21 protein-coding genes and 3 pseudogenes are annotated in these 25,497 nt (G+C 52.5%); 3 read left to right on the plus strand and 21 right to left on the minus strand.

What is annotated here, in order from left to right; translation table 11 throughout:
* Positions 1-20: 20 nt before the first annotated feature.
* The 3 genes from SD71_RS22475 to SD71_RS17050 are packed head-to-tail and all read right to left on the minus strand — an operon-like array spanning position 21 to position 3,594.
* On the minus strand, positions 21-206 hold the full coding sequence (locus SD71_RS22475) for a hypothetical protein (protein ID WP_052476353.1): 186 nt from the start codon (positions 204-206) through the stop codon (positions 21-23).
* Positions 176-1,312, minus strand: a complete 1,137-nt coding sequence (locus SD71_RS17045) for a ribonuclease H-like domain-containing protein (protein ID WP_052476354.1) — start codon at positions 1,310-1,312, stop codon at positions 176-178. Before SD71_RS17045 ends, SD71_RS22475 begins: the two co-directional genes overlap by 31 nt.
* Complete coding sequence (locus SD71_RS17050) at positions 1,309-3,594, minus strand: DEAD/DEAH box helicase (protein ID WP_041065794.1); 2,286 nt, start codon at positions 3,592-3,594, stop codon at positions 1,309-1,311. The genes SD71_RS17045 and SD71_RS17050 overlap by 4 nt, the downstream gene beginning before the upstream one ends.
* A 193-nt stretch (positions 3,595-3,787) precedes the next feature.
* On the opposite strand from SD71_RS17050, the gene tlp reads away from it, so the two are divergent.
* Positions 3,788-4,012 carry a small acid-soluble spore protein Tlp gene (tlp, locus tag SD71_RS17055; protein WP_041065797.1) on the plus strand — a complete coding sequence of 75 codons (225 nt, stop codon included), beginning with the start codon at positions 3,788-3,790 and terminating at the stop codon, positions 4,010-4,012.
* Between the two features lie 69 nt (positions 4,013-4,081).
* Here tlp and metH read toward each other — a convergent pair whose 3' ends face one another.
* Positions 4,082-7,534, minus strand: coding sequence for a methionine synthase (gene metH, locus SD71_RS17060; RefSeq protein ID WP_041065800.1), 3,453 nt, complete (start codon positions 7,532-7,534; stop codon positions 4,082-4,084).
* A 144-nt stretch (positions 7,535-7,678) separates the two neighbouring features.
* Here metH and SD71_RS17065 point away from each other — a divergent pair, with 144 nt between their 5' ends.
* Positions 7,679-8,218 (plus strand): 1,2-dihydroxy-3-keto-5-methylthiopentene dioxygenase, encoded by a 540-nt coding sequence (locus SD71_RS17065; protein ID WP_041065803.1) that lies wholly within the window; start codon positions 7,679-7,681, stop codon positions 8,216-8,218.
* Between the two features lie 53 nt (positions 8,219-8,271).
* Here the strand turns inward: SD71_RS17065 and SD71_RS17070 are convergent, their stop codons facing one another.
* The 5 genes from SD71_RS17070 to yneA all read right to left on the minus strand — a co-directional run bounded on the left by SD71_RS17070 (position 8,272) and on the right by yneA (position 10,911).
* A complete protein-coding gene (locus tag SD71_RS17070; RefSeq protein ID WP_041065806.1) occupies positions 8,272-8,772 on the minus strand; it encodes a hypothetical protein in 501 nt (166 codons plus the stop codon).
* Positions 8,773-8,856: 84 nt separating this feature from the next.
* A complete protein-coding gene (locus SD71_RS17075; protein WP_041065809.1) occupies positions 8,857-9,648 on the minus strand; it encodes an HAD family hydrolase in 792 nt (263 codons plus the stop codon).
* A 23-nt stretch (positions 9,649-9,671) separates the two neighbouring features.
* A complete protein-coding gene (locus tag SD71_RS17080; RefSeq protein WP_041065812.1) occupies positions 9,672-10,178 on the minus strand; it encodes a hypothetical protein in 507 nt (168 codons plus the stop codon).
* A gap of 25 nt (positions 10,179-10,203) precedes the next feature.
* Entirely contained in the window at positions 10,204-10,389 is a 186-nt protein-coding gene (locus SD71_RS17085) for a DUF896 domain-containing protein (protein WP_041065815.1), read from the minus strand.
* Positions 10,390-10,512: 123 nt separating this feature from the next.
* The gene (gene yneA, locus SD71_RS22480) at positions 10,513-10,911 is read right to left on the minus strand and encodes a cell division suppressor protein YneA (protein WP_052476355.1); all 399 of its coding nucleotides are present in this window, start codon (positions 10,909-10,911) and stop codon (positions 10,513-10,515) included.
* Between the two features lie 164 nt (positions 10,912-11,075).
* Here yneA and lexA point away from each other — a divergent pair, with 164 nt between their 5' ends.
* A complete protein-coding gene (lexA, locus tag SD71_RS17095) occupies positions 11,076-11,699 on the plus strand; it encodes a transcriptional repressor LexA (RefSeq protein ID WP_041065818.1) in 624 nt (207 codons plus the stop codon).
* Positions 11,700-11,852: 153 nt separating this feature from the next.
* Here lexA and glnA read toward each other — a convergent pair whose 3' ends face one another.
* The 12 genes and pseudogenes from glnA to mutL form a co-directional block, all read right to left on the minus strand.
* Positions 11,853-13,181, minus strand: coding sequence for a type I glutamate--ammonia ligase (gene glnA, locus SD71_RS17100; protein ID WP_041065821.1), 1,329 nt, complete (start codon positions 13,179-13,181; stop codon positions 11,853-11,855).
* Positions 13,182-13,211: 30 nt separating this feature from the next.
* Positions 13,212-13,625 (minus strand): MerR family transcriptional regulator, encoded by a 414-nt coding sequence (locus SD71_RS17105; protein ID WP_041066236.1) that lies wholly within the window; start codon positions 13,623-13,625, stop codon positions 13,212-13,214.
* Between the two features lie 102 nt (positions 13,626-13,727).
* Positions 13,728-14,996, minus strand: coding sequence for a methionine gamma-lyase family protein (locus SD71_RS17110; protein ID WP_041065824.1), 1,269 nt, complete (start codon positions 14,994-14,996; stop codon positions 13,728-13,730).
* A 65-nt stretch (positions 14,997-15,061) separates the two neighbouring features.
* Positions 15,062-16,350 (minus strand): annotated as a pseudogene (hflX, locus tag SD71_RS17115) (GTPase HflX).
* 23 nt (positions 16,351-16,373) lie between these two features.
* Entirely contained in the window at positions 16,374-17,354 is a 981-nt protein-coding gene (locus SD71_RS17120) for an AAA family ATPase (protein ID WP_041065827.1), read from the minus strand.
* Positions 17,355-17,434: 80 nt separating this feature from the next.
* Positions 17,435-18,097 (minus strand): YdcF family protein, encoded by a 663-nt coding sequence (locus SD71_RS17125; RefSeq protein ID WP_052476356.1) that lies wholly within the window; start codon positions 18,095-18,097, stop codon positions 17,435-17,437.
* Positions 18,097-18,657 carry a DUF402 domain-containing protein gene (locus tag SD71_RS17130; protein ID WP_041065830.1) on the minus strand — a complete coding sequence of 187 codons (561 nt, stop codon included), beginning with the start codon at positions 18,655-18,657 and terminating at the stop codon, positions 18,097-18,099. The genes SD71_RS17125 and SD71_RS17130 overlap by 1 nt, the downstream gene beginning before the upstream one ends.
* A 159-nt stretch (positions 18,658-18,816) precedes the next feature.
* The gene (locus tag SD71_RS17135; protein WP_082034309.1) at positions 18,817-21,414 is read right to left on the minus strand and encodes a transglycosylase domain-containing protein; all 2,598 of its coding nucleotides are present in this window, start codon (positions 21,412-21,414) and stop codon (positions 18,817-18,819) included.
* 161 nt (positions 21,415-21,575) lie between these two features.
* Positions 21,576-21,818 carry an RNA chaperone Hfq gene (hfq, locus tag SD71_RS17140; protein ID WP_041065833.1) on the minus strand — a complete coding sequence of 81 codons (243 nt, stop codon included), beginning with the start codon at positions 21,816-21,818 and terminating at the stop codon, positions 21,576-21,578.
* Positions 21,819-21,848: 30 nt separating this feature from the next.
* Positions 21,849-22,831 (minus strand): annotated as a pseudogene (gene miaA, locus SD71_RS17145) (tRNA (adenosine(37)-N6)-dimethylallyltransferase MiaA).
* On the minus strand, positions 22,824-23,624 hold the full coding sequence (locus SD71_RS17150) for a class I SAM-dependent methyltransferase (protein WP_235427197.1): 801 nt from the start codon (positions 23,622-23,624) through the stop codon (positions 22,824-22,826). The pseudogene miaA and the gene SD71_RS17150 overlap by 8 nt, the downstream one beginning before the upstream one ends.
* Positions 23,603-25,475: pseudogene (gene mutL, locus SD71_RS17155) on the minus strand (DNA mismatch repair endonuclease MutL). Before mutL ends, SD71_RS17150 begins: the two are co-directional and overlap by 22 nt.
* Positions 25,476-25,497 lie beyond the last annotated feature (22 nt).

Genomic DNA, 25,497 nt, shown 5'->3' on the forward strand with positions numbered 1-25,497 from the left:
AGCTCCTTCTTTCATAGCTGTCAGCGCTGCGATTCGCGCCGGATTTTCTCCTTTATCCGCTCCACTCTGTGCTGGACAGCCGCCTTCTCCTCGCGCGCCGCTCCCGCTGCCCGGCCGAATCTTACCCGGCGAATAGAGAGCTCTAGTGCTTTCTCGGCATAGGTCAGAGCGGTTGTTAGCTGCCTCTCGCGATGCTCGTAATACATCGCCAGCTCCACATGCGCGTCGAGCTTCGGCAGTGCGGAGGCTTCGGCTGCTTGGCCGTCTGCTTCCACAAAGGCAACGCCCTGTCGTGCCGGCCGGCACGCTTATATCTTGCCGCCAGCGCGAACGCCCAACCGCCGTCTCCGAAATCCTCCCGGACGGCAAGCTGCTCGAACAATCTCTCTGCATGTTCCGCGCTGCCGTGCTGTTCTAACCAGCACGCGGTACGGAACAGCTCCTCCGCCGGCGCTTCCGACAACCAGGCATCTCCCGAATTACCGTCCAGAAGTTGGCCGAAATGAACCGCCAGGGACGCCAGAGTGAGCACGTCTTTCTCATTATGCACATATACCCCGTGCAAATGCTCCGGGTTACCGTCATTCAAGTATTGAACATATAGAACGGGAGCCATCGATCCCGGCACATCGTGCCCGCGGCGGATACCGAGCCTGGACTCCTCTACCGTGCCGAGACGGCAGGAGGGCAGAGTATTCTTCCAAAGCGCCCTCGAAGGGTGCAGGAAATCAAGATGACCCGGCTCGGGTCCGCTTCTGCGCCATCCGTTCAGGATGAAGCGGTTGACCAATACCGGCCAGTCGAACGTTCGTCCGTTATAGGTAACCAAATGGGTCTTGTCTTTCAAATGGGACAGCAAATACGCGAGCATTGCCTTCTCCTCGCCCGGATGCCGAATGAGCGTCTGTTCCACTACGAATGTATGCTCGGTACAATATCCGAAGCCGATCATAAAGGGTACGTTGCCTGTTCCGACACCGAGCCCCGTCGTCTCCGTATCCAGAAACAGGAGTTGATTCGCATGAGGCGCGGGCGTGTCGGCAGCACGGTTTTGCCGCGCCGCGATCGGGGTCAGACGGGCGGCGCACCCCGCTAAATCTATAAGGTCATGATGCCCGTGGCGATACGGGAACGGGAAGATCATACGCCGCAATAAAAAAGCGCCATATTCATTCTCGTATAGTTCGACCCCCATACTCGCGAACTTGGGGTGCAGACTGCCGTCCGGCACTGAAGCCGCGGCTTTAGGGGCTTCCGGCGCAGCCGCAGAAGCAGCTCGAAGCCGTCCCAGCCGTTCTTTGAGCCCGCTCATGAGCCGCTCCTTGTGCCTTGAAGCAGGGACAGGGACAGCTCTTTGCCCAGCAGACCCACTTCTTCGATCGGTCCGACGCATGCGGGACAGCCGCTTAAGCAACCGCAGCCCTGAATGAGCCGCTCCGCCTCTTCCAGCAGATCACCATGGATTTCATATAAACGCTGGCTTAACCCGATCCCTCCCGGGTAGCGGTCGTAGAAATAGATAGTCGGTCTTTTCGTATGCAAGGCTTTAACCTGCGGCACCACCCGAATATCCATAGGGTCGCACATCAGATGCAACGGCGCCAGATGCACCAGTACGTTGGCTAATCCGAGCAAAGCCATTTGCATGTCATTTGCGCTTCGCTTAGCCGTTTCCTCTTCGGAAAATGAAAACCAGTAGCCCGTGGTCTGAAGCTCTTCTTCAGGCAGATGAATCGGACCCGAACCGATATTCTCATGTGTGCGCAGGCGGATTTTTTTGAAAATGGTCGGCTTCGACCTCACGCTTAATTCCCCATACTGCCGCACGAGCGATCCGCTATTGGTCTCCAAATCCACATGCAGCACTTGTAATTCCACCGCCAAATTGGCATCGGTGAAATAATCGACATTCACTTCCCGCACGTAAGCCTTCTTCTCCGGATAGTCCAGCTTCTCGACTTGATATTGCACGCCTTCGTGCAGATAGATAGCCTCTTCATGAATTAGTGTTGGCGCACCGAACCGGTCCACCTCTCCGATGACCCGGTGACCTTCCGTCATATCGATGATGATGAAGTTCTCCTGAGCGGCTGAACGAAGCGAGATATTATGGGCCGGGAACGCCTGCTCCATCCAATACCAGCGCGTTCCGACCTGGTGCAGCACCTTCTCTTCCGCGAGAAATTCCAGCAGGTCGACCAGCTTTTCCTCTCCGAACGAATCCCCTTGTTCAAAAGGAAGCTCATAAGCGGCACACTTGATATGATCCAGTAAAATAAGCAGATTGTCCGGATGGATGCGCGCTTCTTCCGGTGGACGTCCGAGAAAATAGTCCGGGTTCTGGATCAGGTATTGGTCCAGAGGGTTGCTGCTTGCCACAAGGAAGGTGACGGAGCTTCCGTGTCTGCGTCCTGCGCGGCCGGATTGCTGCCACGTGCTCGCGATCGATCCGGGATAGCCGTTCAGCACGCAGGCTTGAAGCTGTCCGATATCGATTCCGAGTTCAAGTGCGTTCGTACTCACCACACCCCGGATTTCACCGTTTCGCAGACCGCGCTCGATTTCCCGGCGCAGCTTGGGCAGATAGCCCCCGCGATAGCCGCGGATCGACTTCGTGCCGAGCTCTCGTTTGACCAGTTCCTGCAAATAAGTGAGCAGAATCTCAACCCTTACACGGCTGCGGGCAAAGACGATCGTCTGTATTCCGCTTTTGAGGAGCAGAGCGGCAAGCTTCTGCGATTCCAGCACACTGCTCCTGCGGATGCCGAGCTGCTGGTTGACCACCGGCGGATTGTAGAACACCATATGCTTCTCTCCCGCCGGAGCGCCGTTGTCGTCGACCAGAGCGACGGATTCGCCGATCAGTCGCTCCGCGTGCTCCTGCGGATTTCTTATCGTAGCCGATGCGCATAGAAATTGGGGCTCGCTGCCGTAAAAGCGGCAGATGCGCTTTAACCGTCTAATGACGTTGGCCACATGGCTTCCGAATACACCGCGGTAGGCATGCAGCTCGTCGATGATGATATATTTGATGTTCTCGAACAGCTTCACCCATTTCGTATGATGAGGCAAAATAGCGGAATGCAGCATATCCGGATTAGTGACCACAATATGGCCCGCGTTGCGGATCGCCTGCCTTACGGTGGGCGGCGTGTCTCCGTCATAGGTATGCGTCTTGATATCGGCTTCCATCAAGTTGGCCAGCTCCTGCAGCTCCGCAACCTGATCCTGAGCCAATGCTTTGGTCGGGAATAGATAAAGCGCTCTGGCCGTGTCGTCGTTCAGCAGCGTCTGCAGCACGGGCAAGTTATAGCAGAGCGTCTTGCCGGACGCGGTCGGCGTGACGGTCACAACATGCCGTCCGCCCTGGACGGCGCGAAATGATGCCGCTTGATGCGTATATAGTTGAGTGATGCCCTTCTGCCCGAGGGCATAGGCCAGCTTATTATGTATAAAATCCGGCAGCGGCACGGTACGGGCCGGACGAGCCGGCTGCGTATGCCAATGCGTTACATTCTCCATCAACTCCGGCTTCTTTCGCAGAAGCGAGAGCCACTCTTCCACCGATTCCGCCTTTTCCGTGTATGGATTCATGGCAAATCTCCTAAAATCAACTTTTCTCTATTGTACAGAATATATGTTCGCCCAGCAACGGCAGTTCCGTAACTGTTTTTCGACAAACCCTCAGCCGAGACACATTTTTCCGCCAAGCCCGAATAGTAAATGGCTTCTTTTGCCATCCTATTCGAAGTGCATTTACACAGCGATCATGAAGGAGGATTTGATCATGGCAAAACCAGACGACCGCTCGGATAATGTGGAGAAGCTTCAGGAGCACGTCCAAAATACGGTTGAAAACATCGATGAGTCTGAAGAGTATCTTGCTATGCGCGGAGATGAAGTCGGCAGCCAGGAGCGGCAGGCGATCATCCAGAATAACGAGAATCGCCGTGAAAGTCTAGAAGGCATGCGCGACGAGATTAGAGACGAAGTTAAAAACCAACGCTCATAACACTGAAGCCGACAAAAGGGCTGCTCCGAAGTCTGCACGACTTTGGAACAGCCCTTTTCTTTGCGTTAATCAAGCCTTTTCCACGTTGAAATATTGAGCTTCCGGATGCGCGAACACCATTGCGGACACGGACGCTTCAGGTTCCATCATGAAGCCCTCCGTCAGATGAACACCGATGTCTTCAGGATGCATCAGCTGGAACAACGGCCCTTGATCTTCGAGATCCGGACAAGCTGGATACCCGAAGGACACTCTTATTCCCTGATACCGCGCTCCGAAGCGCTGCTTCATCGTCATATCCGCCGGATCCGGGAAGCCCCAGTTATCCCGCATAATCTGATGGACTCTCTCCGCCAAGCCTTCCGCAACCTCGAGCGCGGTCGCGAGCAAAGCATGAGAACGGAGATAATCTCCGCTTTGCTTCCATTTTTCCGCTTGCTCTCTTGCGCCTTGACCGGCTGTAACGACTAGGAAACCCACGGTATCCATCACTCCGCTGTCCACGGATTTCAAGAAATCCGCGAGACAAAGGAAAGGTTCGACCTGCTGGCGCGGGAAAGAGAATCGGTGAAGCACGCGGCTGAGATCTGCAGGATCATACACCAAGATATCGTTACCTTCGGACTGCGCCGGGAAAAACCGGTACATGGCTTGCGGATTCAGCCATCCGTGCGCCTGAGATTGCGTTATAATCTCGGCAATCGTATCTTTAAGGGAGATCGTTCGCTCATCACCCGCCGCCAGCAGCTCATCCACATTTCCTTTCAGACCCAGATGATGACCGAGGAGCATTTGCAAGTTCACATAAGGCTGTACATGCGGCAATGGATAATCGCGAATGATATGGCGCTCGTAATCCGGCGGAACGAAGACTGGAGCATCCGTCGAAATATTTGACCGCCGCGCCCTCGACTGAACCGGAAGATCTTTCGGTTTCTCCCCCTCTTCAGCCAAAGCTGCCAGCGCTGCCCGGTGTTCCACTTCAATTCGGGCCCGCTGCTCGGGGTTGCTGAGCTTGTTCGCGATATCCAAGCCGTCCATCGCATCTTTCGCATAGAGGACAAGCCCGTCGTATTCCGGAGCGATCCGGTTTTTGGTGAATTTGCGTGTCAGCGCAGCTCCGCCTACAAGAATCGGCACATCGATGCCGGAGTTTTTCAAATCCTGTGCCGTAATAACCATCTGCTGTGCGGATTTCACAAGCAGACCGGATAAGCCGATGGCATCGGGCTTCTCATTGCGGGCCGCTTCAATAATTTGATCCGGCGGCACTTTAATCCCTAAATTCACAATGTCAAACCCGTTATTCGAAAGGATTATTTCAACCAGGTTCTTGCCGATGTCGTGAACGTCTCCCTTGACTGTGGCCAGCAGAATCTTGCCTTTAACGGCGGACTCCGCTTTCTCCATGTGCGGTTCCAGATGCGCCACAGACGCCTTCATTACCTCTGCGCTCTGCAGGACTTCCGCCACGATCAATTCATTGTTATTGAACAGGCGGCCGACTTCTTCCATTCCCTTCATTAAAGGGCCGTTGATAATATCCAGCGGAGCATATTTGCTCAAGGCTTGGTCAAGGTCTGCGATCAGGCCTTCTTTGCTGCCTTCGACAACATAATTGGCGAGCCTTTCTTCCAGCGGCAGACTGGCTGCCTGGACTTTCTTCTCAACTTTCTTCTCGCGGAATGCCGCAACGAATTGAGCCAGCGTTTGATCGTTGGTGCTATACAGCAAATCTTCGGACAGCTTGCGCTCATGTTCCGGAATTGAAGCATAGCGCTCCAGCTTCTCGGTATTGACGATCGCATAATCCAATCCGGCTTTCGTGCACTCATAGAGGAATACGGAATTCAGCACCTCACGGCCCGCTTCCGGCAAGCCGAATGAAATGTTGCTGATACCGAGAATGGTCTGACACTTAGGCAATGCGGACTTGATGAGACGAATCCCTTCGATCGTTTCCTTCGCGGAGCCGATATATTGTTCGTCACCGGTGCCTACCGGAAATACCAAAGGATCGAAGATGAGATCTTCCGCTTTCAGACCATACTTGTTCACGAGCAAGTCATGAGAACGAATTGCCACATCCCGCTTATCTTCACGGGAGATCGCTTGCCCCCGTTCATCGATTGTGCCGACGACGACAGCCGTACCATAACGATGAAGAATCGGAACGACCTTCTCGAATTTTTCTTCCCCGTCCTCGAGATTAATGGAGTTAATTATCGATTTACCTTGAATATATTTCAGCGACATATCGATGACTTCAGCATCCGTCGTATCGATCATCAACGGGACTTTCACTTTCTTCGTCACGAATTCAAGAAATTTCTGCATGTCTTCCGTTTCATCCCGGTCCGGATCCTGCAGACAGACGTCAATAACATGAGCGCCGTTCTTCACTTGCGCTCTGGCAACTTCGGACGCTTCCTCGTATTTACCCTCGGCAATAAGCCGTTTGAATTTACGGGAGCCCAGAACGTTCGTCCGTTCCCCGACCATGAAGGGACGGTTTTCGCTTTCGATGAACACCGTTTCGATCCCCGAAACAGCCGGCGGATGATCGCCTTCCGGTTTGCGAGGGGCAACATCCTTCAGGGCTTCCGCCATAGCCGCGATGTGAGCGGGCGTCGTACCGCAGCAGCCGCCGGCAATATTCAGCCATCCTTGTTCCGCGAATGCGCGCAGCTTTCTGGCTAAAGACTCCGGCGACTCGTGGTAATGACCGTTCTCATCCGGCAACCCGGCGTTCGGATAGCAGCTGACTGCCGTTTTCGCGAGTCCGGACAGAGTTCTGATATGATCGCGCATGAATTCCGGTCCTGTGGCGCAGTTAAGCCCCATTGAAATCGGATTAAGGTGCTCAAGAGAAATATAGAAAGCTTCGATATTCTGACCGGCCAAAGTCGTGCCCATCGGCTCAATTGTACCGCTGATCATAATAGGAAGCTCCCGCCCAAGCTGCGCAAATGCCTGCCGCACCCCGATGCTCGCCGCTTTCACATTCAGCGTATCCTGAGATGTTTCGATGAGAATGGCGTCCACCCCGCCGTCTATCAGCGCCAGTACTTGCTCTTGATAGCTGCGGATCAGCTCGTCAAAAGTGACGCCTCCGGTAACGGAAAGCGTTTTGGTTGTTGGGCCTAATGCGCCGGCAACAAACCTGGGTTTCTCGGGCGTCGAGTATTTGTCGCAAGCCTCGCGCGCCAAACGCGCAGCAGCCAGATTGATCTCTCTTGCTTTTTCCCGAATATCGTATTCCATCAACACAACACTTGTAGCACCGAAAGTATTCGTTTCGATAATGTCGGAACCGGCGTGCAAATATTGTTCGTGTATGCTTGAGATTACGTCCGGGCGGGTCAGGACAAGCAATTCGTTGCAGCCGTCCAGTTCCTCCCCGCCGAAGTCTTCCGCCGTGAGATTCGCCTGTTGGATCATCGTGCCCATGGCACCGTCTAATATTAAAATCCGTTTACTTAACGCCTCTTGCAGAGACGATCGGGTTTGGTTTACAGTCATGGTAAGAAGCCTCTTTCCTTATGGGCAAATCATTTTAACCTTTATAGTAACAGAATCGGCAAACCTCGAAAAGTGCAGTGACATCGATTTCAAATTGCTCTATACTTATTACATCAATTCATATTGGGAAAAGAGGGATTAACCATGGCCGAAATTCGCTTGCGCAACACGGATGAACGCATCCAGGGAGAAGATAAAGTCCGGGCATTTCTGGACAAGCAGAATGTACTTTATGAACACTGGGAACCTTCCAAGCTTCCCGAGCATCTGCAACAGAAATTTTCCCTCTCGGATGAAGACAAGGCTGCTATTCTCGCAACTTACGACGCCGAGATTCGCGATTTGGCCGGAAGACGCAGTTACAAGACATGGGATATCATCGCGCTATCGGAGTCCACACCGAACCTGGATGAGCTTCTCAAAAAGTTCGAGAATGTTCACACGCATACTGAGGATGAAGTACGGGCAATTACAGCGGGCCGTGGAATTTTCATCATCAAAGGTGACGACGAAACGGGATATTTTGACGTTGAACTCGAAGCCGGAGACGTCATCTCCGTACCCGAAGGACAGCCGCACTTTTTTACATTGATGGACAATAAGCAGATTGTTGCCGTAAGGTTATTCATCGAACCGGCCGGATGGGTCGCTCAACCCTACGCAGATCCTGCTTTCGCCAAATAAGTATCAGCAGTTGATCCCCTTCAAAGTGATTTGGAGGGGATTTTTCATGCGCTTCAGCTGCAGTCTGTATTCCTCATTATTTTCTTTACGGCCGACTGTTCTATCATAATGAGCGGCCCTTCAGGCGAACTCAGTATGCCCTCATTGACATATAGTCTGCCGGCCATGACAAATCCGTCTTTTTTTCTAAAATATAGTTTCACATCAGGTTCATCATTAGGGTAGCTAGCAGACTCAACATACTCAGAAGCTTGCACCGCATTCGCGATAACTCGAACAATCTCAGGGTCAACAATGTTGTATTGAGACGGGTAACAAATGACATCGATTGAAGTCGTGTTATCCAACTCTTTTAATACCTTCCATCTTTCAATTGGCGGCTCAGCTTCCGCTTCTTCTGAGTTTATCGTCTCGTTCTGTGCGACAACATAATTTGCATCACGGTTTACACCTTGCCTCATCTCTGTTGTATACAAATAAATAGCGACTGCCGCAAGCCCAGCCAGAATAAATGCCGACAACACCGGTTTGCGCATGGCAACATCCCCGTTCATTTTATTTATCCTTATTTTAGCAAAAAAAAGCGGCCATCACCCGAATAACAATCGGATGATGGCCGCTTTTTTTCTGAACGTTTATCATATTTTTTTCAATAGGTCCGTAAGCTCGTTCAAGCTTTTGATTTCGTAGGTCGGGATGATTTCGTCACTGCGTTCGATGCCGTGGCGGTTGATCCAGACCGACTTCATGTCGACTCTATTGGCGCCCAGGATGTCGGTAGTAAGCTTGTCACCGACCATGACACCTTCGTCGGCGGTGATGCCGATTTGCTCCATGGCGTAAGCGAACAGCTTGGGCGAAGGCTTGCCTTCACCGAAATTGCCGGAGATGACGATTGAATCAAAATAAGGAATCAATGTCGGCATTCCATCCAGCTTCTCTTGCTGCAGATCCGGGGAGCCGTTCGTCAGCAGCAGAAGTTTATAAGTGTCGCGGAGTTCATCGAGAACGGCGAACGTTTCTTCATACACGTAGGGCAGCTTGCGACGCTGAGCAGGAAACCATTCAGCCAGCTTTTTACCCAGTTCCGGATCATCCACTCCTAGCGCAGCCAATCCTCTCGTCCAGGCATTCAGCCTGTATTCCGGAGCGAGCGCCTCAAGCTTTCGAAACATCGGGTGTTCACCTTGCCTGAAGTGTCCCCATAATGCCTCGAAAGGATTGATCCCGATCATTTTAGTGAAGGCGAACGTATCATACGTTTCATATAGTGATCTCGCCTCGCGCCTTACCGTCTCTTCCAGACTGTCCGCATCAAGCCCGGCCGCTTCCGCCCCGAGACGGCACGTATCTTTGAAGGCTTCACTGACGCTTCTCTCATCCCAAAGCAAAGTATCATCCAAATCAAAAAGAACGGCCTTAACCGACATCGCAGCTGCTCCTCACTTCGCTTTTACTTCCCATTCAATCTTATGAGCTCCGCAAACGTTTGTAACCTTTGAGTCATTGTCTCCAAAGGATAGCGATTCATCAAACGTGAAAAAACCCAATTGGCGCCTTTGACGGACTCAATAACGACATAGCCCGGCTGTACGGTGATCTTACGAATCTCGCTTGGCCGCAGAGTCTTATATCCGGTGAAACGCCGCGTTTCCAGCGTGTCTTTGGTCACCGCCAAGTAAGGCCGGCGCATGTAGTAGAACACTCCGAGCAGAACATAAGCGCCGACTGTCAGCCAAAACATCGTAGGATCCTGCATAAATTGGCCGGACCAAGGCCGAGACAAGGTGATATACAGCAGTATAAGCATGAACAGCAAAGCGGGTACAACATAATTGCGGCCCTTAAAGCGATCTACCTGTACATTCGCTGTAGTAAGCGCGCTCTTGCCTTCTTTCTTACGGCGTTTGTTGATTTGTTTGGAATTTTTTTCAACCATTCTTTCCCAAGAGCGGGACATGTTGTTCCTCCTCTATCATTCGTAATCAATGTCGAATGGTTGGTTTCTCATCCGTAAACTCAATTTGATTAAGCTGCTGACGGAAATTTCGTTTGAAATTCTCGATATATTTTTTACGAAGAATTTCACGTTCCGCCATTTCGGATTCGGTTAATCCTCCGGTTTTGTCTTTACGGGATAATTCATTAATTCTTGCGATCAGTTTCTCCAATTGTAGCTCACTCCTCTCTTTATGCACATCCTCTACTTTGCCATTTTCATCATGAGATTGTCAAGAATCCGGAACATCAAAAAAGACCGGAGTACCCCGGTCTTTAAGTTATCCGATTTGATCTTAAGGAAGGATTCGTGCCGGTATAATTAATGTCTGGCCCATCTCAAGTGAAGACGAGGACAGGCCGTTTCTTTTCATTAACGCGTGAACGGCTTCGCGAGTATCGACCGACTCACTCTTGTACGCGGCCGCCAGCTGCCATAATGTATCTCCTGAATCCACAGAGATAACAATCTCTTCTGCTGCGCGTGGGGGCACTTCTTCATTGGCGGCAAATGTGCGCATAATTGTGAATCCGCTGAACAAGATCAGGAAAGCAATGATAAAGAAGAAGCTCCTTGCCATGCGCCAATTCCGGATGGGCCCGGTTGAACGTGAAAATTGACGCTTAGCGGAAACCTTCGTTTTATGTACGGAAGCAGTTGAACCGGCCGCGGCCGTTACCCATGTATGTACCATTAACGTCACCCCAAACATTTGTTCTGGTAACAGAATAACACGAACATATGTTTCATGTCAACAAATTTTGGAACACTTGTTCGGCGGAACGAATGTTTGTGCGAACTCGAGTTCTGTGCTATAATTTGTCATCATATAGAACTGATACATAGGGAGGGCTTGGCGTGTCCAAGATGTCCAATCGCCAGAATTCCATTTTGGAGTTTATCAAGAACGAAGTCCGGGACAAAGGGTATCCCCCTTCCGTCCGCGAGATCGGCGAAGCCGTCGGGCTTGCCTCCAGTTCGACCGTCCATGGTCATCTGGATCGCCTCGAGAAGAAAGGCCTGATTCGCCGGGACCCTACCAAACCTCGCGCAATTGAAATACTGGGAGAAGACGACGAAGCGGTGTTCGGCCTCGCCTCCTCTGTCCGCCAAATTCCTTTGGTGGGGAAAGTAACGGCAGGCGTACCCATCACGGCTACCGAGAATATTGAAGAGTATTTCCCGCTCCCCGTTACCATGGTCGGCGACCAGCCGGTCTTCATGCTCTCGGTAATGGGCGACAGCATGATTGAAGCCGGAATTCACGACGGCGATTATGTCATCGTTCGCCAACAGCCCAATGCAGTTAACGGGGATATCGTCGTGGCGATGACGGAAGAGAACGAAGCAACGGTCAAGACTTTCTACAAAGAGCGGGACCACATTCGTCTTCAACCGGAGAATTCCAGCATGGAACCGATTCGTCTGCCGAACGTGAGCATTCTCGGCAAGGTCATCGGATTAATCCGCTCATTCATGTAACAACTAGACATAACAATCGAAGAGGCTGCCCATTCTGCAGACGTTTGTCTGAAGACAGGGCAGCCTCTTCTCGTTTCATACAAAACCCCGGTTCCCCGATTACCGTGTTCGGCAATCTATGGGACCCGGGTGTTCGACTCTTTGATTATTTGCTTAATACAGCGTCAAATATTGATCTCGTTCCCATTGATGAACCTGGGTGCGATACATATCCCACTCGATTTCCTTCAGCTCGTAGAAGTGGCTCAATGCATGCTCGCCAAGCGCGTCGGTGATGACGTCATCACGGAGCATCTCGGCCAAAGCCTCCTGCAGGTTAATCGGAAGGCTTGGAATCCCTTCATCCGAACGCTCTTCTTCGCTCATCACATAAATGTTGCGGTCGACCGGAGCCGGAATGTTCAGCTTGTTCTTGATTCCGTCCAATCCCGCTTTAAGCATGACGGCCAATGCGAGATAAGGATTTGCTGCCGGATCGGGATTGCGCACTTCGATTCGTGTGCTCAGTCCCCGGGAAGCCGGAATACGGATCATAGGACTCCGGTTGCTGGCAGACCAGGCCACATAACAGGGTGCCTCGTAGCCTGGAACCAATCTTTTGTACGAGTTGACAGTCGGATTGGTAATGGCTGCAAAACCGCGGGCGTGCTTCAGTACGCCCGCCATATATTGGCGTGCCACAACGCTTAGGCCCAGTTTGTCGCTCTCGTCATAGAAAGCATTCTCTTTCCCGCGGAACAAGGACTGATGGCAGTGCATGCCGGACCCGTTCATCCCGAACAACGGTTTAGGCATGAACGTTGCGTGCAAGCCGTGTTGGCGGGCGATCGTTTTGACGACGAGCTTGAATGTTTGAATCTGGTCGGCCGCTTTAATAGCGTGCGCGTATTTGAAGTCAATCTCATGCTGCCCCGACGCAACTTCGTGATGAGAAGCTTCAATCTCAAAGCCCATCTCCTCAAGCACCAGAACGATATCACGGCGGCAATTCTCGCCGAGATCCGTCGGTGCAAGATCGAAGTATCCGCCTTGGTCGTTAAGTTCCATCGTAGGGTTACCTTTGTCGTCCGTCTGGAATAAGAAAAACTCCGGTTCAGGACCTACATTCATCGCTGTGAATCCCATTTCTTCCGCTTCTTCAAGAGCACGCTTCAGAATGCCGCGAGGGTCCCCCGCGAAAGGAGTGCCGTCAGGCATGTAGATGTCGCAGATCATACGGGCAACCCGGTCTTCGTGAACCCATGGGAATACAACCCATGTGCTTAGGTCGGGATACAGATACATATCCGATTCTTCAATGCGCACATACCCTTCGATGGAGGAACCGTCGAACATCATTTTGTTATCTAATGCTTTTTCCAGTTGGCTGACTGGAATTTCTACGTTTTTGATGGTCCCTAGTAAGTCCGTGAATTGCAGACGAATGAAACGAACGTTCTGTTCCTTCGCAATTCGTGTAATGTCTTCGCGAGTATAGCTCATGGTAGCCTCCTTGGAAGTGCCGATAACGGCCTATTTGTTTTTGAAGAAACGGGTCAGCTCCCCTTGAATGAGAGACACTTGACCCGGACGCTTCTCGGCCATCAGCTGCTGCTTCAGCATCCGGTGAAGCTGCGAATCGGTCATCTCTTTCCTCTTGACCTCTGATTGCTCGTTGATGATGGTGCCGTCATTCTCGTCCTTACCGACGGGGTTCATTACCTGCTTGATTCCGGCAATATTAACGCCCTTCTCGATCAAGGCTTTGATTTCCAGCAAACGCTCCACATCATTAAAAGAAAACAACCGTTGATTGCCGGCTGTTCGAGCGGGCTGGATCAGCTCATGCTGTTCATAATAGCGGATTTGGCGGGCGGTCAGGTCGGTCAGCTTCATTACGATGCCAATCGGAAATAACGCCATATTCCTGCGAATCTCGTCGCCCATCTCGTACCAACCTTCCCAGCGGTATAATGTTTTTGAAATCACTTTCATTCTATCTGTCTTCCAAAAACATGTCAATCCATGTAAGGTTTCTGACGAATCAACTCACAAATATCCGCGATTGTGGAATTCCTGCAACGCTTGCCTAACAGCAAACTTGACATGGGCATAGGTGAGACCGCCTTGCATATAGGCGATATAGGGTTCCCGAATAGGAGCGTCTGCCGACAACTCCAGACTCCCGCCTTGTATGAAAGTGCCTGCAGCCATGATTACAGGATGCTCATAACCGGGCATATCCCACGGCTCCGGCACGACATGGGAATCGACTGCGGCCGCCTTCTGAATCGACTGAACGAAATAGATTAACGGTTCCGCCGCAGGAAACCGGATTGCCTGGATTAAATCGGTGCGAGGGTCGTCCCACCGGGGATGAGTCTGAAAGCCTAGATTCTCGAACACAGCCGATGCGAAAATACTTCCTTTTACAGCTTGTCCCACGATAAGAGGAGCCAGAAAAAACCCTTGGTATATAGAACGGGTCGTTCCAAGCATCGCTCCGACTTCCCCGCCGATTCCCGGCGCCGTCATCCTGTAAGCCGCAAGCTCGACGAGATCTTTCCTGCCCGCAATATAACCTCCGCTGGCTGCCAATCCGCCTCCGGGATTTTTGATGAGTGAGCCTGCGATAAGATCGGCACCTGCTTCAGTCGGTTCCCGATCTTCGGTAAATTCTCCATAGCAATTGTCTACAAAGACGATGGCTTCCGGGCGTATAGCTTTCAGCCGTGCCGCCATTTCACCGATCTGCGCGACGGTGAAAGACGGCCGCCAATCGTACCCTCTCGAGCGCTGTATCGCAAACACTTTGGTACTCTCACTCGCGGCTGCCGCCACTCCATCCCAATCTACGCTGCCGTCCGGCAATAAAGCGACTTCCACGGACCGGATGCCCCAGTCGGCTAATGAGCCGGTTCCGTCTCCGGGTTTGCCGATCACTTTGTGAAGCGTATCGTAAGGACGGCCCGTGACGAACAGAAGCTCATCCCCAGGGCGCAAGCATCCGAATAATGCGGCGGATATCGTATGGGTGCCGGATACGAGGTGGGGACGGACAATTGCGGCTTCCGCGCCGAACACATCGGCGTACACCAGATCGAGAACTTCCCGTCCGCGGTCATTGTAACCGTAACCGGTCGACCCGGCGAAATGGAAGTCGCTCACTTTATGCTTTTGGAACGCTTCAATCACTTTCCATTGATTGCGTTCGACCGTGCGGTCCACGCGGCGAAACTGTTCAGCGGCTTGTTCCTCGGCCGCCGCCGACCATTGTTCCCACTGCCGTTCCCACTCTGTTGTCTTGCTCTCGATCATGCTGCCCTTCCTTTCATCTGCAAACGAAAAATACGAGTGCTGCCAGAGTTATAACGGCGCGAATATCAGTTCATGACACGGAAGTCTTCCAGCGCGTGACCGCGTTTCTCCATATCCGCAGGGTTCAGGCGTACGGTCAACACCAAGAATTCATCATCGGTGCCTTGTTCGGTGACTTCACCGACACGGTAGGCGAGCGCAGCCAGATCGCCGCGCGAAGCCGGAATCCGGAATTGCGCGACATCACCGAGCAGTTTGTCTTCGATCGCTTCTCTCAGACGATCCAAATCACGCTCCGAGAATGCATTCATCCGGATCGTATCCGGACCTCCCGTTAACAGAGACAATGCAGCCGCCGAGCTGAGATCGATCTTATTATAGACCGTTAAGACCGGTGTACCGCCGGCGCCCAGCTCTTCCAGCACTTGCTCGACCACCTTCTGCTGCCTCTCCCGCATCGGAGAAGAAGAATCCACAACATGGAGCAGCAGATCCGCCTCGTTGGCTTCCTCCAGCGTTGCGCGGAATGCCGCGACAAGGTCGTGCGGCAAATTTTGAATGAAGCTACCGTATCCGTAATCATCACTTCTTTACCGCTCGGCAATATCAAACTGCGGGATGTCGGATCCAAAGTGGCGAACAGCTTGTTCTCCACGAGAACGTCTGCTGCCGTGAGCTGCCGCAGTAAAGTCGATTTTCCCGCATTCGTATAGCCCACCAGCGCGATCTGAAACACGCCGGCTTTGCGCCGGCGTTCGCGATGCAGCTTTCGGTGCTGCGTAACGGACTCCAACTGCCGTTTCAGCTCATTGATCCGGTTGCGGATATGCCGGCGGTCCATCTCAAGCTTGGTCTCGCCCGGACCACGGGTCCCGATGCCTCCGCCGAGACGGGACAGATTCACACCATGTCCCGACAATCGGGGCAGCAAGTAGGAGAGCTGCGCCAGCTCCACTTGGAGTATACCTTCACGCGTCTTGGCACGGCCGGCGAAGATATCGAGAATGAGCTGCGTCCGGTCGATTATTTTAAGATCCAGCGCTTCTTCCAAGTTGCGGACTTGCGCACCAGACAACTGCTGATCAAAGATTGCTGTCGTTGCTCCGGTTTGCTCCGCAAGCTCCTTTAGTTCCTGTGCTTTCCCTTTACCTATGAACCATCTGGAATCCGGAACTTCCCGCTGCTGCATCATCGTTTCGACGACGTCAACGCCGGCTGTTTCAGCAAGCGACACGAGCTCTTCCATAGAATGCTGCGGATCGGCGCCCGATCTTTTGACCTCATCGGTTACCAGACTGACGAGCAGCGCTTTCTCCCTTTCTCCGGTTCCTGTATCGTAAGAGCTTTCTCTCATACGTTCACCTCTCTAAACAAGTATCACACACTCCGGATATCCTCCGGTCGAAGAGACATCAGTTCCTGCCTCCCCGGCGTTCCGGCCGGATATTGAGACAGCAATCGCACCGCCTGATTGCGGATGGCCCTCTCCAGTACATTGCGTACATATCTTGCGTTGCTGAAGTTATAGATCGTCTCGGACTTTTCTTGCATGAGCAGCTGACGAAATCTGAACAGCGTAGCGGGCGTCAGTGCATATTCCCTTTCTTTGCACATGCCCTCGGCAATCGACAGCAGCTGGTCAACCGTATAATCCGGAAAGTCCATTTGGATCGGAAAACGCGAAGGCAGTCCTGGATTTGTCAGCAAAAATGTTTCGATCTCAAGCGTATACCCTGCAAGTATGAGCACGAATTGATTTTTGTAATCTTCCATGGCCTTGACCAGCGTGTCGATCGCTTCCTTGCCGAAATCTTTCTCGCCGCCCCTGGCCAGACTGTATGCCTCATCAACGAATAGAACGCCGCCCAGCGCTTTCTTTACCAGATCGCGCGTCTTTTGGGCCGTATGCCCGATATATTCCCCGACGAGATCCGCACGCTCCACTTCGACGAGATGCCCTTTGGCCAGCAGCCCCATACCCTGAAATAACTTGGCGAGCAGCCGGGCTACGGTCGTTTTTCCCGTCCCGGGATTCCCTTTGAAAATCATATGGTATACATGCGCATGCGCTTGCAAGCCGGCCTCCGTTCTGAAATGGCCGATTTGCAGCAAGGCATAGATCTCATACACCAATTCTTTGACGTTATCCAACCCTACCATGCGATCCAGCTCTTTTTGCCACTCGGACCAGGGCCCGCTTTGGGGCAGTGTACGCGGATTTCCCAATACTTCGGATGAATGCGCCCCGCCGGCTGCCTGTTGTTCCGGATTTCGCAAAATAATGTTAATCTGGCGGGAAGGTCTTGCCGCAGTACCCGATGCTTCACGTTTGTTGGTCGTGCCTGCCTTTGCGCTCATCGCGTTTCACCCCATTGTGGCTTGTGTCGACGAAACTGCCGCAATACAAATGTATTCCGGCCAAGCGGCGCATAGTCATGTCACAAGAACAGCTTGTTCCCCAGCCATTTGGTGAATGCCAGAACTTCCCGCGCTTCATGATAGGGAATCATTAGCACCTCGGAATCCGTCACGCGTACTTGCACGGGATCATAGCCGACCGTTTCGGCAATATCGGCGGCTCTGGCCCCATGATAGTTGTGAGTAACGATCACCGCCGATGCCCACCCGTTCTCATCCATGATTTGTTTGGCGAACAGCAGGTTTTCATAGGTGCTTCGGGATTGCGTGTCCATGGAGACCGCCTCGCCGGGCACACCTTTCTCAACCAGATAATTGCGCATGCCCTCGGCTTCCGTCAGCGTCGAACCGTTATGGTCCAGCCCGCCTGTCACGATAAACCTGGGAAACACGCCTTCCTTATACAACTGAAATGCGTAATCCAGTCGTTCCTTCAATCCCGGACTCGGTTCGTTATTCCATAATGAAGCCCCCAGCACGATACCGGTGTCCGCACGCACAGCTGCGCCTTGTTTCGGAACGCCGTCAAAACCGACAATGATGAAATATAACGTTGCGCACCAAGCTGCGATTACCGCTAATCCTGCTGCCGCGATCCACATCAATCGACGAAGATAGATTTTGCTTCTGCGGCCTGATAAAGAACGAGAGGCCGACGGCCTCTCTTGTCTCATGTCGAGCATTATCCGTTGCCCCGCTCCCATCCGAGTTTGTCCAACAGCACGCGCCGGTGATGTCTGCTCAGATCGAAGTAAGGAAACTTGTGCTGGTTAATCAAATCCATAAGCCGTGCGGCCGTTTTCTGCGCCATAGCGGAATCCCGCGGGGTTATTTGACCTTCATCGAGTGCCTCTTCGAGTTCATCCTCATCCAGGAGCAATTTCTCGCCTGTCGGCAGAACCACAATATCGAGAAACAAATCATCGAACCATGGCACCTGCTGATCTGTCATCCCTTGCGTTTTGCAAATATCGATATACCACTGCACGACTTGCCCTCTGTCGTTGAACATTGTCGTAACGACAAAATGCTCGCCGCGGGGAAAATGCTGCATCCACAAATATCCGCGGTCGGCCAGGCACATGCGCCGCCCGTTATATTCCTTCCATAACGGATCCCTGAGTTCGTGAATCCGGTACAACGTAACGAATCCTCTGAACTGCGCGTCATCCATCGGAATACATGCATAGCTTTTCTTTAATATTCGCCGCCAATTGGCCCGATCCGAGAATTTACGTTTCATTAGGCATGACTGTCCTTTCCGTCCCACATCATATACAAAGCTTACCACAAGTCGCCTAAACGAACCAGTAAATAAGGCTGCCTCGATTGCAGAACAAACTTCTGCATTCAAGACAGCCTATTGATTCATTTTTGCGGAAATTCGCTGCTGTTCAGCCTATTATGGCCATATAAGCGAGCCGCTCGGTGACGAGCTTGGTGACGAACTCGCTGACGCGCTTGGCGAAGAACCGGGTAACGACCTCGTGCTTGTCGTCGGCGTCGGCGACGGACTCGGCGACGGGCTTGGAGAAGGTGACGGACTCGGCGAAGGACTTGGGCTTGGAGAAGGTGACGGGCTTACGTTCCCGCCTCCATCACCTTCCTCCGGCGGAGGTGACTGTTCATCCGGCGGTATGATTCCGCCCTCATCGCCTTGTCCGTCCGGAATTCCGTCGCCGTTCTCATCCACAATGCCGTCAGATGGAGTCGGGCTCGGTGAAACAGGATCCATGCCTGTCGTTACAGTAATCGTAATCTGAGGAGAAGGCGGGCTCTCCTGCTTCGTATCCGATTGATATGCGGTGACATAGTAGGTATACGTTTCATCCGGCATGATCTGCATGTCATCGAACATCGGATCAGCGCTTTCCCCGATCACCCTGAACGTGCTTTCCGTGCTTCCTTTTCGGTACACCTTGTACGTGATGTTTTTTTCGGTCACCGCGTTCCAATTCAGCTCCACGGCGACCAGATCCGGGGAGTATACTCCCGTCAGGCCTGTGATCGCCTGCACCGGCTTTTTTTCGATCACGCCCTCCGGTTTCGGGAAGCCTAACTTCTTCTTGCCCTCCAGCGCTTTGGACATAACGGTCGAGAACATTTCAGCCGCTTGCCCGCTGCTGTTCTTAAGCAGATGGTCCTTATCGGTCTTGTCATATCCCATCCATACCGCGGCCGTCCATTCCGGCGTATAGCCTACGAACCATACGTCTCGGTTGGCGCTGGATTTTAAGCCTTTGATGCCATGCTGTGTCGTACCGGTCTTACCTGCTACGATACGGCCGCTGATATTGGCCCGGACACCCGTACCGCCCCGCTGTGTCACACCTTTGAGCAGTTCCGTCACATAGAATGCTGTTTGTGGGGACATTACGCGCTCAGCGCTGTTTTCATCATATTCATAGACGAGCTTTCCCTTACTATTTCTAATGTTAAGAATGCTGTGCGGATCCTGAAGCTCCCCGCCATTGGCAAATGCGCCGTAACCCCGCGCCATTTGAAGCGGAGTAACGCCGTGAGTCAAGCCGCCAAGAGCGATCGATAGATTGCGGTCCTGCTTCTTATCCAGTGTAAAGCCCAGATTGTCGGCGAAATCCAATCCTTTTTTCACGCCGATTTCGTTTAGCAGCCAGACGGCCGAGACGTTACGCGATTCCTTGATCGCCTCGCTCATGGGAATCGGGCCGCGGTACTTTATTCGATTTGAGTTTGACGGACAGTACTTGCCGTTATCAAAGCATTGCTTTTCATCCTGCACGATAGACCATGGGAAGAAATTCCCTGTTTCTATAGCTGGCCCATAAGACGCGATCGGTTTAAAAGAAGAGCCCGGCTGCCGCTGTTTTGTTACCCGGTTCCAGCCTTGCTTCTCGTAATTGCGTCCGCCGACCATGGCGATCAAAGAACCGTCGTGCTGGTCCATAATGACCATCGAACCTTGCACGATCTGTTTGTCCTTGCTTTTTTCGAACAGTGAATCATTTTTGAATGCCGATTCCATGGCAAGCTGGGCCTTGGTATCGATCGTGGTGGTAATTCGGTACCCGCCGCTCAGCAATTCTTCCTCGCTCAGGCCTGTTCTGTCTTTTGCTTCTTCCACAACATAATCGATATAACTCAAATATTTGGCGTTTTGCTTGGGAACGACGTCGGGGTCGTATTCCTCCTTGGCCGCTGCTTCTTTCTCCGCAGCCGTGATCAAGCCTTGCTCCTGCATGAGACTTAATACGACATTCCGCCGTTCCATCGATTTCTCCGGATTGCTGATCGGATTGTACGTGGACGGAGCCTTCGGAATTCCCGCCAAAGTGGCGATCTCCCACAATTTAAGCTCATTAAGCGGCTTATTGAAGTAAAATTTTGCTGCCGTTTTCACTCCATATTGTCCTTTGCCGAAATAGATCCGGTTCAGATACAATTCCAGAATTTCCTCTTTACTTCTATGCTTCTCCAAAGCGAGAGCGATAGAAGCCTCCGTTCCTTTACGGAATATCGTCTTATCCGCATTCAGGAACAAGTTTTTGGCGAGCTGCTGGGTAATCGTACTTGCGCCTTCAACCGCTTTTCGAGCGATGACGTCTTTCACCAACGCCCGGCCGATCCCCATCAGATCGACACCGCTGTGTTCGTAAAATCTTTTATCCTCCGTGGCGACAAAAGCTTTCTGCACCATCGGCGGTATTTCCTTGAAAGGTACAAGTTCGCGGTTTCCTTCATGTCCCAGAACTAATTTCGAGACTTCTTTATCATTGCGGTCTACGATAACCGAGGCTTGATTTAGATTTAATTTATTGATGTTGGCGCTCAAAATACGCTCGCCGTTCAGGATGATCAGCAAGTAGCCGACCACTGCGCACACAACGGCGAACAATGCTACGAATAATAGCCAGATGAGGCCCACGCGTTTTCTCTTTTTATGAGGGCCTCCGCCCTTCGGTTTGTTTGTCGCTCGCCCGGACGCCGTACTATGGTTTCCACTCGCCCCTGGTTGTTTCATATCGGTCTCCCCCTATTTCCAAATAATTCTCTCTGTATCTCATTTACCCAGTAAAGAAAGAACAACCCGCGATTTGGGGTTGCTCGGCTGCAGGTCTATTCTGTTAGACGGCTGACGCTGGGGTAAAGTTTCACAAAATACCGCCGGGACGGGCCCGAAAATCAGTTGTCCGACCCGCTCTCTTGCTGCATCAACGATACGTTGCGCTGCGGCATAAACGTGCTGATCGCATGTTTGTATACCATTTGTTGACGGCCTTCACTGTCGATCACGATGGTGAAGTTGTCAAACGCGCGGACAACACCGCGGATCTGAAAACCGTTGGTCAAATAAACAGTGACCGGAATACTGTCTTTGCGAAGTTGATTAAGAAACGTATCCTGGATGTTAATGGACTTGTTCATTCGCCGAAAACCCCCATCGCCACAAAAAGATTATGAACAAATATATTCAAGATCAATCGGAAACTTTCCTGCTATTATAGCACAGATCGCTTTGAAAAGTTCGCTGTTTTTTGAGAATGCGCCGACATCGACCCATTCCAGTTGTTTCATATGCCTGAACCAAGAGAGTTGGCGTTTGGCAAAATGCCTAGTATCGCGCTTGAGAATATCCACCGCAGCATTGTACTCCAGCTCTCCGGCAAGGTATGCGGCTATTTCTTTGTAGCCGAGTCCTCTCATGGATACCGCGTCTCTGGGAACTCCTTCATCCAATAAGGCTTTCACTTCATTTACCAACCTGCATCCAGCATGTCATCGACCCGTTGTTCGATACGGCGATAGAGAACCGCACGATCCATCGTCAATCCGATCACGCATAACCGGTAAGGCGACGCCTTCTCGTCCCCGCGCGACTGCTCTTGAAGCATCGACAGCGGTTTTCCGGTAAGCTGAAACACCTCCAAAGCGCGAATGACCCTGCCCTCGTCATTGTAATGAAGCTTTGCTGCTGTAACGGGATCTACAGCGGCCAAGCGTTCATGCAGCGATTCAGCGCCATGCTCACGTGCATATTTCCTCATTTCCTCGCGAAAAGAATCGTCCGCTCCATGCTGTTGGAACTGAAATCCGTAGCAGACGGATTCCACATATAATCCTGTACCCCCTACGATAAACGGCAAACGCCCACGCGCATGGATTTCTTGAATTTTCTGTGTACATAAGGTTTGAAACTCGGATACGGAAAAAGGATAATCCGGTTCGCAAATGTCAATGAGGTGATGCGGAATCCCTTGCATCTCTTCCGGACTCAGCTTGGCCGTGCCGATATCCATACGGCGATACACCTGCATCGAATCTCCGCTGATGATTTCAGCATTCAAGGCTTTGGCGATCTGCAGGCTGAGCGCGGTTTTTCCGACTGCGGTCGGACCGACCAGTACAAGCAGCGGCGGACGATCGTCCATTTCATTCATTAATATGTATCACTCCGTAAGCAACAGCGGATGTAGACACCCGGATGCGGTCGAACCCGAGCCGCTCAAATTGTCCGCTGTCGCGATGATCTTTCAGTACAACCTTCTTGCGGGCGACCCGGACCGCATTCCTCACCGCAGTCTCGGACAGCGGTTCCCCGTGCGCTTGGGAGCGCAGAGGCTTCATCGAAGTGGACGCACCAACAGCGAGTTCGAACATCGGATCGAAATAAACGATATCCACACTGTTATCTTTCATCTTCTCCAGCACATCGTCATGGAAACCGAGCAAGGGTTCAATTCTCCGCATTGCCGCGTCGATATCCGGAAACCCGGTTTCATAGGTTTGCAGACCTTCCCGAACAATAGTATGGAGTATTGGGGAAGCTTCCACCGCAATGACCTTCCCTTCCGGTCCGGCCGCATAACTGAGGACAAGCGAATCGGAGCATAATCCCGCTGTACAATCCAACACCGAATCGCCGCGTTGTAATCCGGATACCGTAACGAGCGCATCGTTCCCGCCATCTCTTAACCTTTTCACACGAATGAGCGCCATGCTTGGATGGAAAAAAAGCGGAGGCAGCCCCTCCGACACGTAACGAAGCTCCTTAGGCATAACGACCAATACTCCGTCGGCGCTGTATTTGGATTGCATCCCTCGAAGCGTCATATTCCGCCGGGGAACAAAAGCAGCCTGCAATTCCGCCGCAAGCTGCCGCGCCCGGGTAACGGTCCGCTCCACCGGGCGCTCCGAGGTTGTGACAAGCATTACATCACCCGCTTTGAACATTTTTCCAGCTCATAGGTGCTGAAGCTGACGACGATCGGCCGGCGTGAGGACATGTGTACGGCTGGCGGCATTTCGCGAGACGCTGAAGGAGCATTTCTGCAGATTCCCTGGTAAGCGCCTGATTGGCTTTAATGGAAGCTTTGCAGGAGCACAAAATCGCCGCTTTCTCCCGCAGCGCGTGCAAGTCCACGCTTCGCTCGTTCATGACCCACTCGGCCATTTCGCGCACCACAGCGGCTTCATCTCCGTCCGGAAACCAATGCGGCACCGCACGTATGATAAAGGTATTACCCCCGAAATCCTCCAAATATACTCCTGCGCTCTGGAATACAGACAGCCGGTTTCTCAGCACCGAGCTTTCGTCCGGCGCAAATTCAAGCGTAACCGGAAGCAGCAGCTCCTGGCTCGCATCCTCCGGGCGTCCGAACTTGTCATAGTAAAATTCATAATGAATGCGTTCATGGGCGGCATGCTGATCGATCAAATACAGTCCGTTATCATTCTGCGCCACAAGATAGGTTCCGTGCAGCTGCCCGACCCAATTCAGCTCAGGAAAGGCAGCGACCTGCGGCTTGACTTCTGGTGCCGCAAAAGCGGATTTCCACAGCTCCTCCGGTATTTTGTCGGGGGCTTCCCTCTTTTCCGGTCGTTTAAAAGAAGAGGCGCCACCAGGAGACGTTTCGCGTGACGGCGGCAAAGCCGTCTGATAGCTCGGCCTGTATTCCGCGACCTTGCCGGTATCGGTTAGCGATGCTGCCGATGCCTCATTGCGGGCATCTTCAGACGGAAGCTGAAAACGGATTTGATCCTGCACCCAACTATCCGGTCTGGCGGATCGGATCGCGGATCCCGATGGGATATAAGCCTCGCTGCCCAGCGCTTTCTTGACCGCGCTTTCGACAAAGCTGCGAAGCTCGTTTTCCTTGCTGAACCGCACTTCCAGCTTGGCAGGATGAACGTTCACATCCACCAGCGTAGGATGCATTTTCAAATGAAGCACGGAAAGAGGAAACCGGTGAATAGGCAGCAGCGTATGATACGCCTGCAGCAGCGGTTGAACGACTGCCTGGCTGCGCACGTATCGGCCGTTAACAAGGACAGTAACGGCGTTACGGTTCGCCCGCGTCTCCACCGGGAGCGCAGTCAATCCCGTAAGCGTGTAGTCGGGATTCTCCGCGTGTACTTCCAGCATCGCCTTGGCGGATGAAGTTCCGTAGACCGCCGCAACAACCTGACGCAATTCACCGTTGCCGGGCGTGCGCAGCAGCATGTTGCCGTTATGCGAAAAAGTGAATGCGATATCCGGCCGCGCCAGCGCCTGCCGATAGACGACATCGGACAAATGACCGAGCTCCGTCTGGACGGTTTTCATATATTTCAACCGCGCGGGGGTATTGTAGAACAAATCCCTGACGACCATTTCGGTACCCCGCGGGGCGTTGCATTCTTTGTTCGCTTGAATGCCGCCGCCCTCTATTTCAATACATCGGCCCAAGCTCCGTCATCCGTGGAGCTGACGCATTTCACCTTGGAGACGGCGGCAATACTGGGCAGAGCTTCGCCTCGAAACCCTAAGGTCATGATTTGGAACAGGTCTTTGCCGGTCGCTATTTTGCTCGTCGCATGCCGCTGAAAGGCGAGCAGCATATCGTCAGGCTCGATACCCGAGCCGTTATCCGCTACACGCAGCAGCGCGAGTCCGCCTTCTTCGGCGGCCACATCGATGCGGGAAGCTCCGGCGTCGACTGCATTTTCCATCAGTTCCTTCAAGACCGAAGCCGGCCGTTCGACGACCTCGCCGGCGGCAATCTGGTTCGCTAAATGTTCATCGAGGGGACGGATGACGCCCATGCGGACTCACTCCTTCAACGCG

The organism is Cohnella kolymensis (assembly GCF_000829465.1).
GTDB lineage: Bacteria > Bacillota > Bacilli > Paenibacillales > Paenibacillaceae > Cohnella > Cohnella kolymensis.

Excerpts from the sequence above, each read along its gene's own strand:
- SD71_RS22475 (WP_052476353.1), bottom strand. The coding sequence starts at position 206 with ATGTATTACGAGCATCGCGAGAGGCAGCTAACAACCGCTCTGACCTAT.
- SD71_RS17045 (WP_052476354.1), bottom strand. The coding sequence starts at position 1,312 with ATGAGCGGGCTCAAAGAACGGCTGGGACGGCTTCGAGCTGCTTCTGCG.
- SD71_RS17050 (WP_041065794.1), bottom strand. The coding sequence starts at position 3,594 with ATGAATCCATACACGGAAAAGGCGGAATCGGTGGAAGAGTGGCTCTCG.
- tlp (WP_041065797.1), top strand. The coding sequence starts at position 3,788 with ATGGCAAAACCAGACGACCGCTCGGATAATGTGGAGAAGCTTCAGGAG.
- metH (WP_041065800.1), bottom strand. The coding sequence starts at position 7,534 with ATGACTGTAAACCAAACCCGATCGTCTCTGCAAGAGGCGTTAAGTAAA.
- SD71_RS17065 (WP_041065803.1), top strand. The coding sequence starts at position 7,679 with ATGGCCGAAATTCGCTTGCGCAACACGGATGAACGCATCCAGGGAGAA.
- SD71_RS17070 (WP_041065806.1), bottom strand. The coding sequence starts at position 8,772 with ATGAACGGGGATGTTGCCATGCGCAAACCGGTGTTGTCGGCATTTATT.
- SD71_RS17075 (WP_041065809.1), bottom strand. The coding sequence starts at position 9,648 with ATGTCGGTTAAGGCCGTTCTTTTTGATTTGGATGATACTTTGCTTTGG.
- SD71_RS17080 (WP_041065812.1), bottom strand. The coding sequence starts at position 10,178 with ATGTCCCGCTCTTGGGAAAGAATGGTTGAAAAAAATTCCAAACAAATC.
- yneA (WP_052476355.1), bottom strand. The coding sequence starts at position 10,911 with ATGGTACATACATGGGTAACGGCCGCGGCCGGTTCAACTGCTTCCGTA.
- glnA (WP_041065821.1), bottom strand. The coding sequence starts at position 13,181 with ATGAGCTATACTCGCGAAGACATTACACGAATTGCGAAGGAACAGAAC.
- SD71_RS17105 (WP_041066236.1), bottom strand. The coding sequence starts at position 13,625 with ATGGGCGACGAGATTCGCAGGAATATGGCGTTATTTCCGATTGGCATC.
- SD71_RS17110 (WP_041065824.1), bottom strand. The coding sequence starts at position 14,996 with ATGATCGAGAGCAAGACAACAGAGTGGGAACGGCAGTGGGAACAATGG.
- SD71_RS17120 (WP_041065827.1), bottom strand. The coding sequence starts at position 17,354 with ATGAGCGCAAAGGCAGGCACGACCAACAAACGTGAAGCATCGGGTACT.
- SD71_RS17125 (WP_052476356.1), bottom strand. The coding sequence starts at position 18,097 with ATGCTCGACATGAGACAAGAGAGGCCGTCGGCCTCTCGTTCTTTATCA.
- SD71_RS17130 (WP_041065830.1), bottom strand. The coding sequence starts at position 18,657 with ATGAAACGTAAATTCTCGGATCGGGCCAATTGGCGGCGAATATTAAAG.
- SD71_RS17135 (WP_082034309.1), bottom strand. The coding sequence starts at position 21,414 with ATGAAACAACCAGGGGCGAGTGGAAACCATAGTACGGCGTCCGGGCGA.
- hfq (WP_041065833.1), bottom strand. The coding sequence starts at position 21,818 with ATGAACAAGTCCATTAACATCCAGGATACGTTTCTTAATCAACTTCGC.
- SD71_RS17150 (WP_235427197.1), bottom strand. The coding sequence starts at position 23,624 with ATGTTCAAAGCGGGTGATGTAATGCTTGTCACAACCTCGGAGCGCCCG.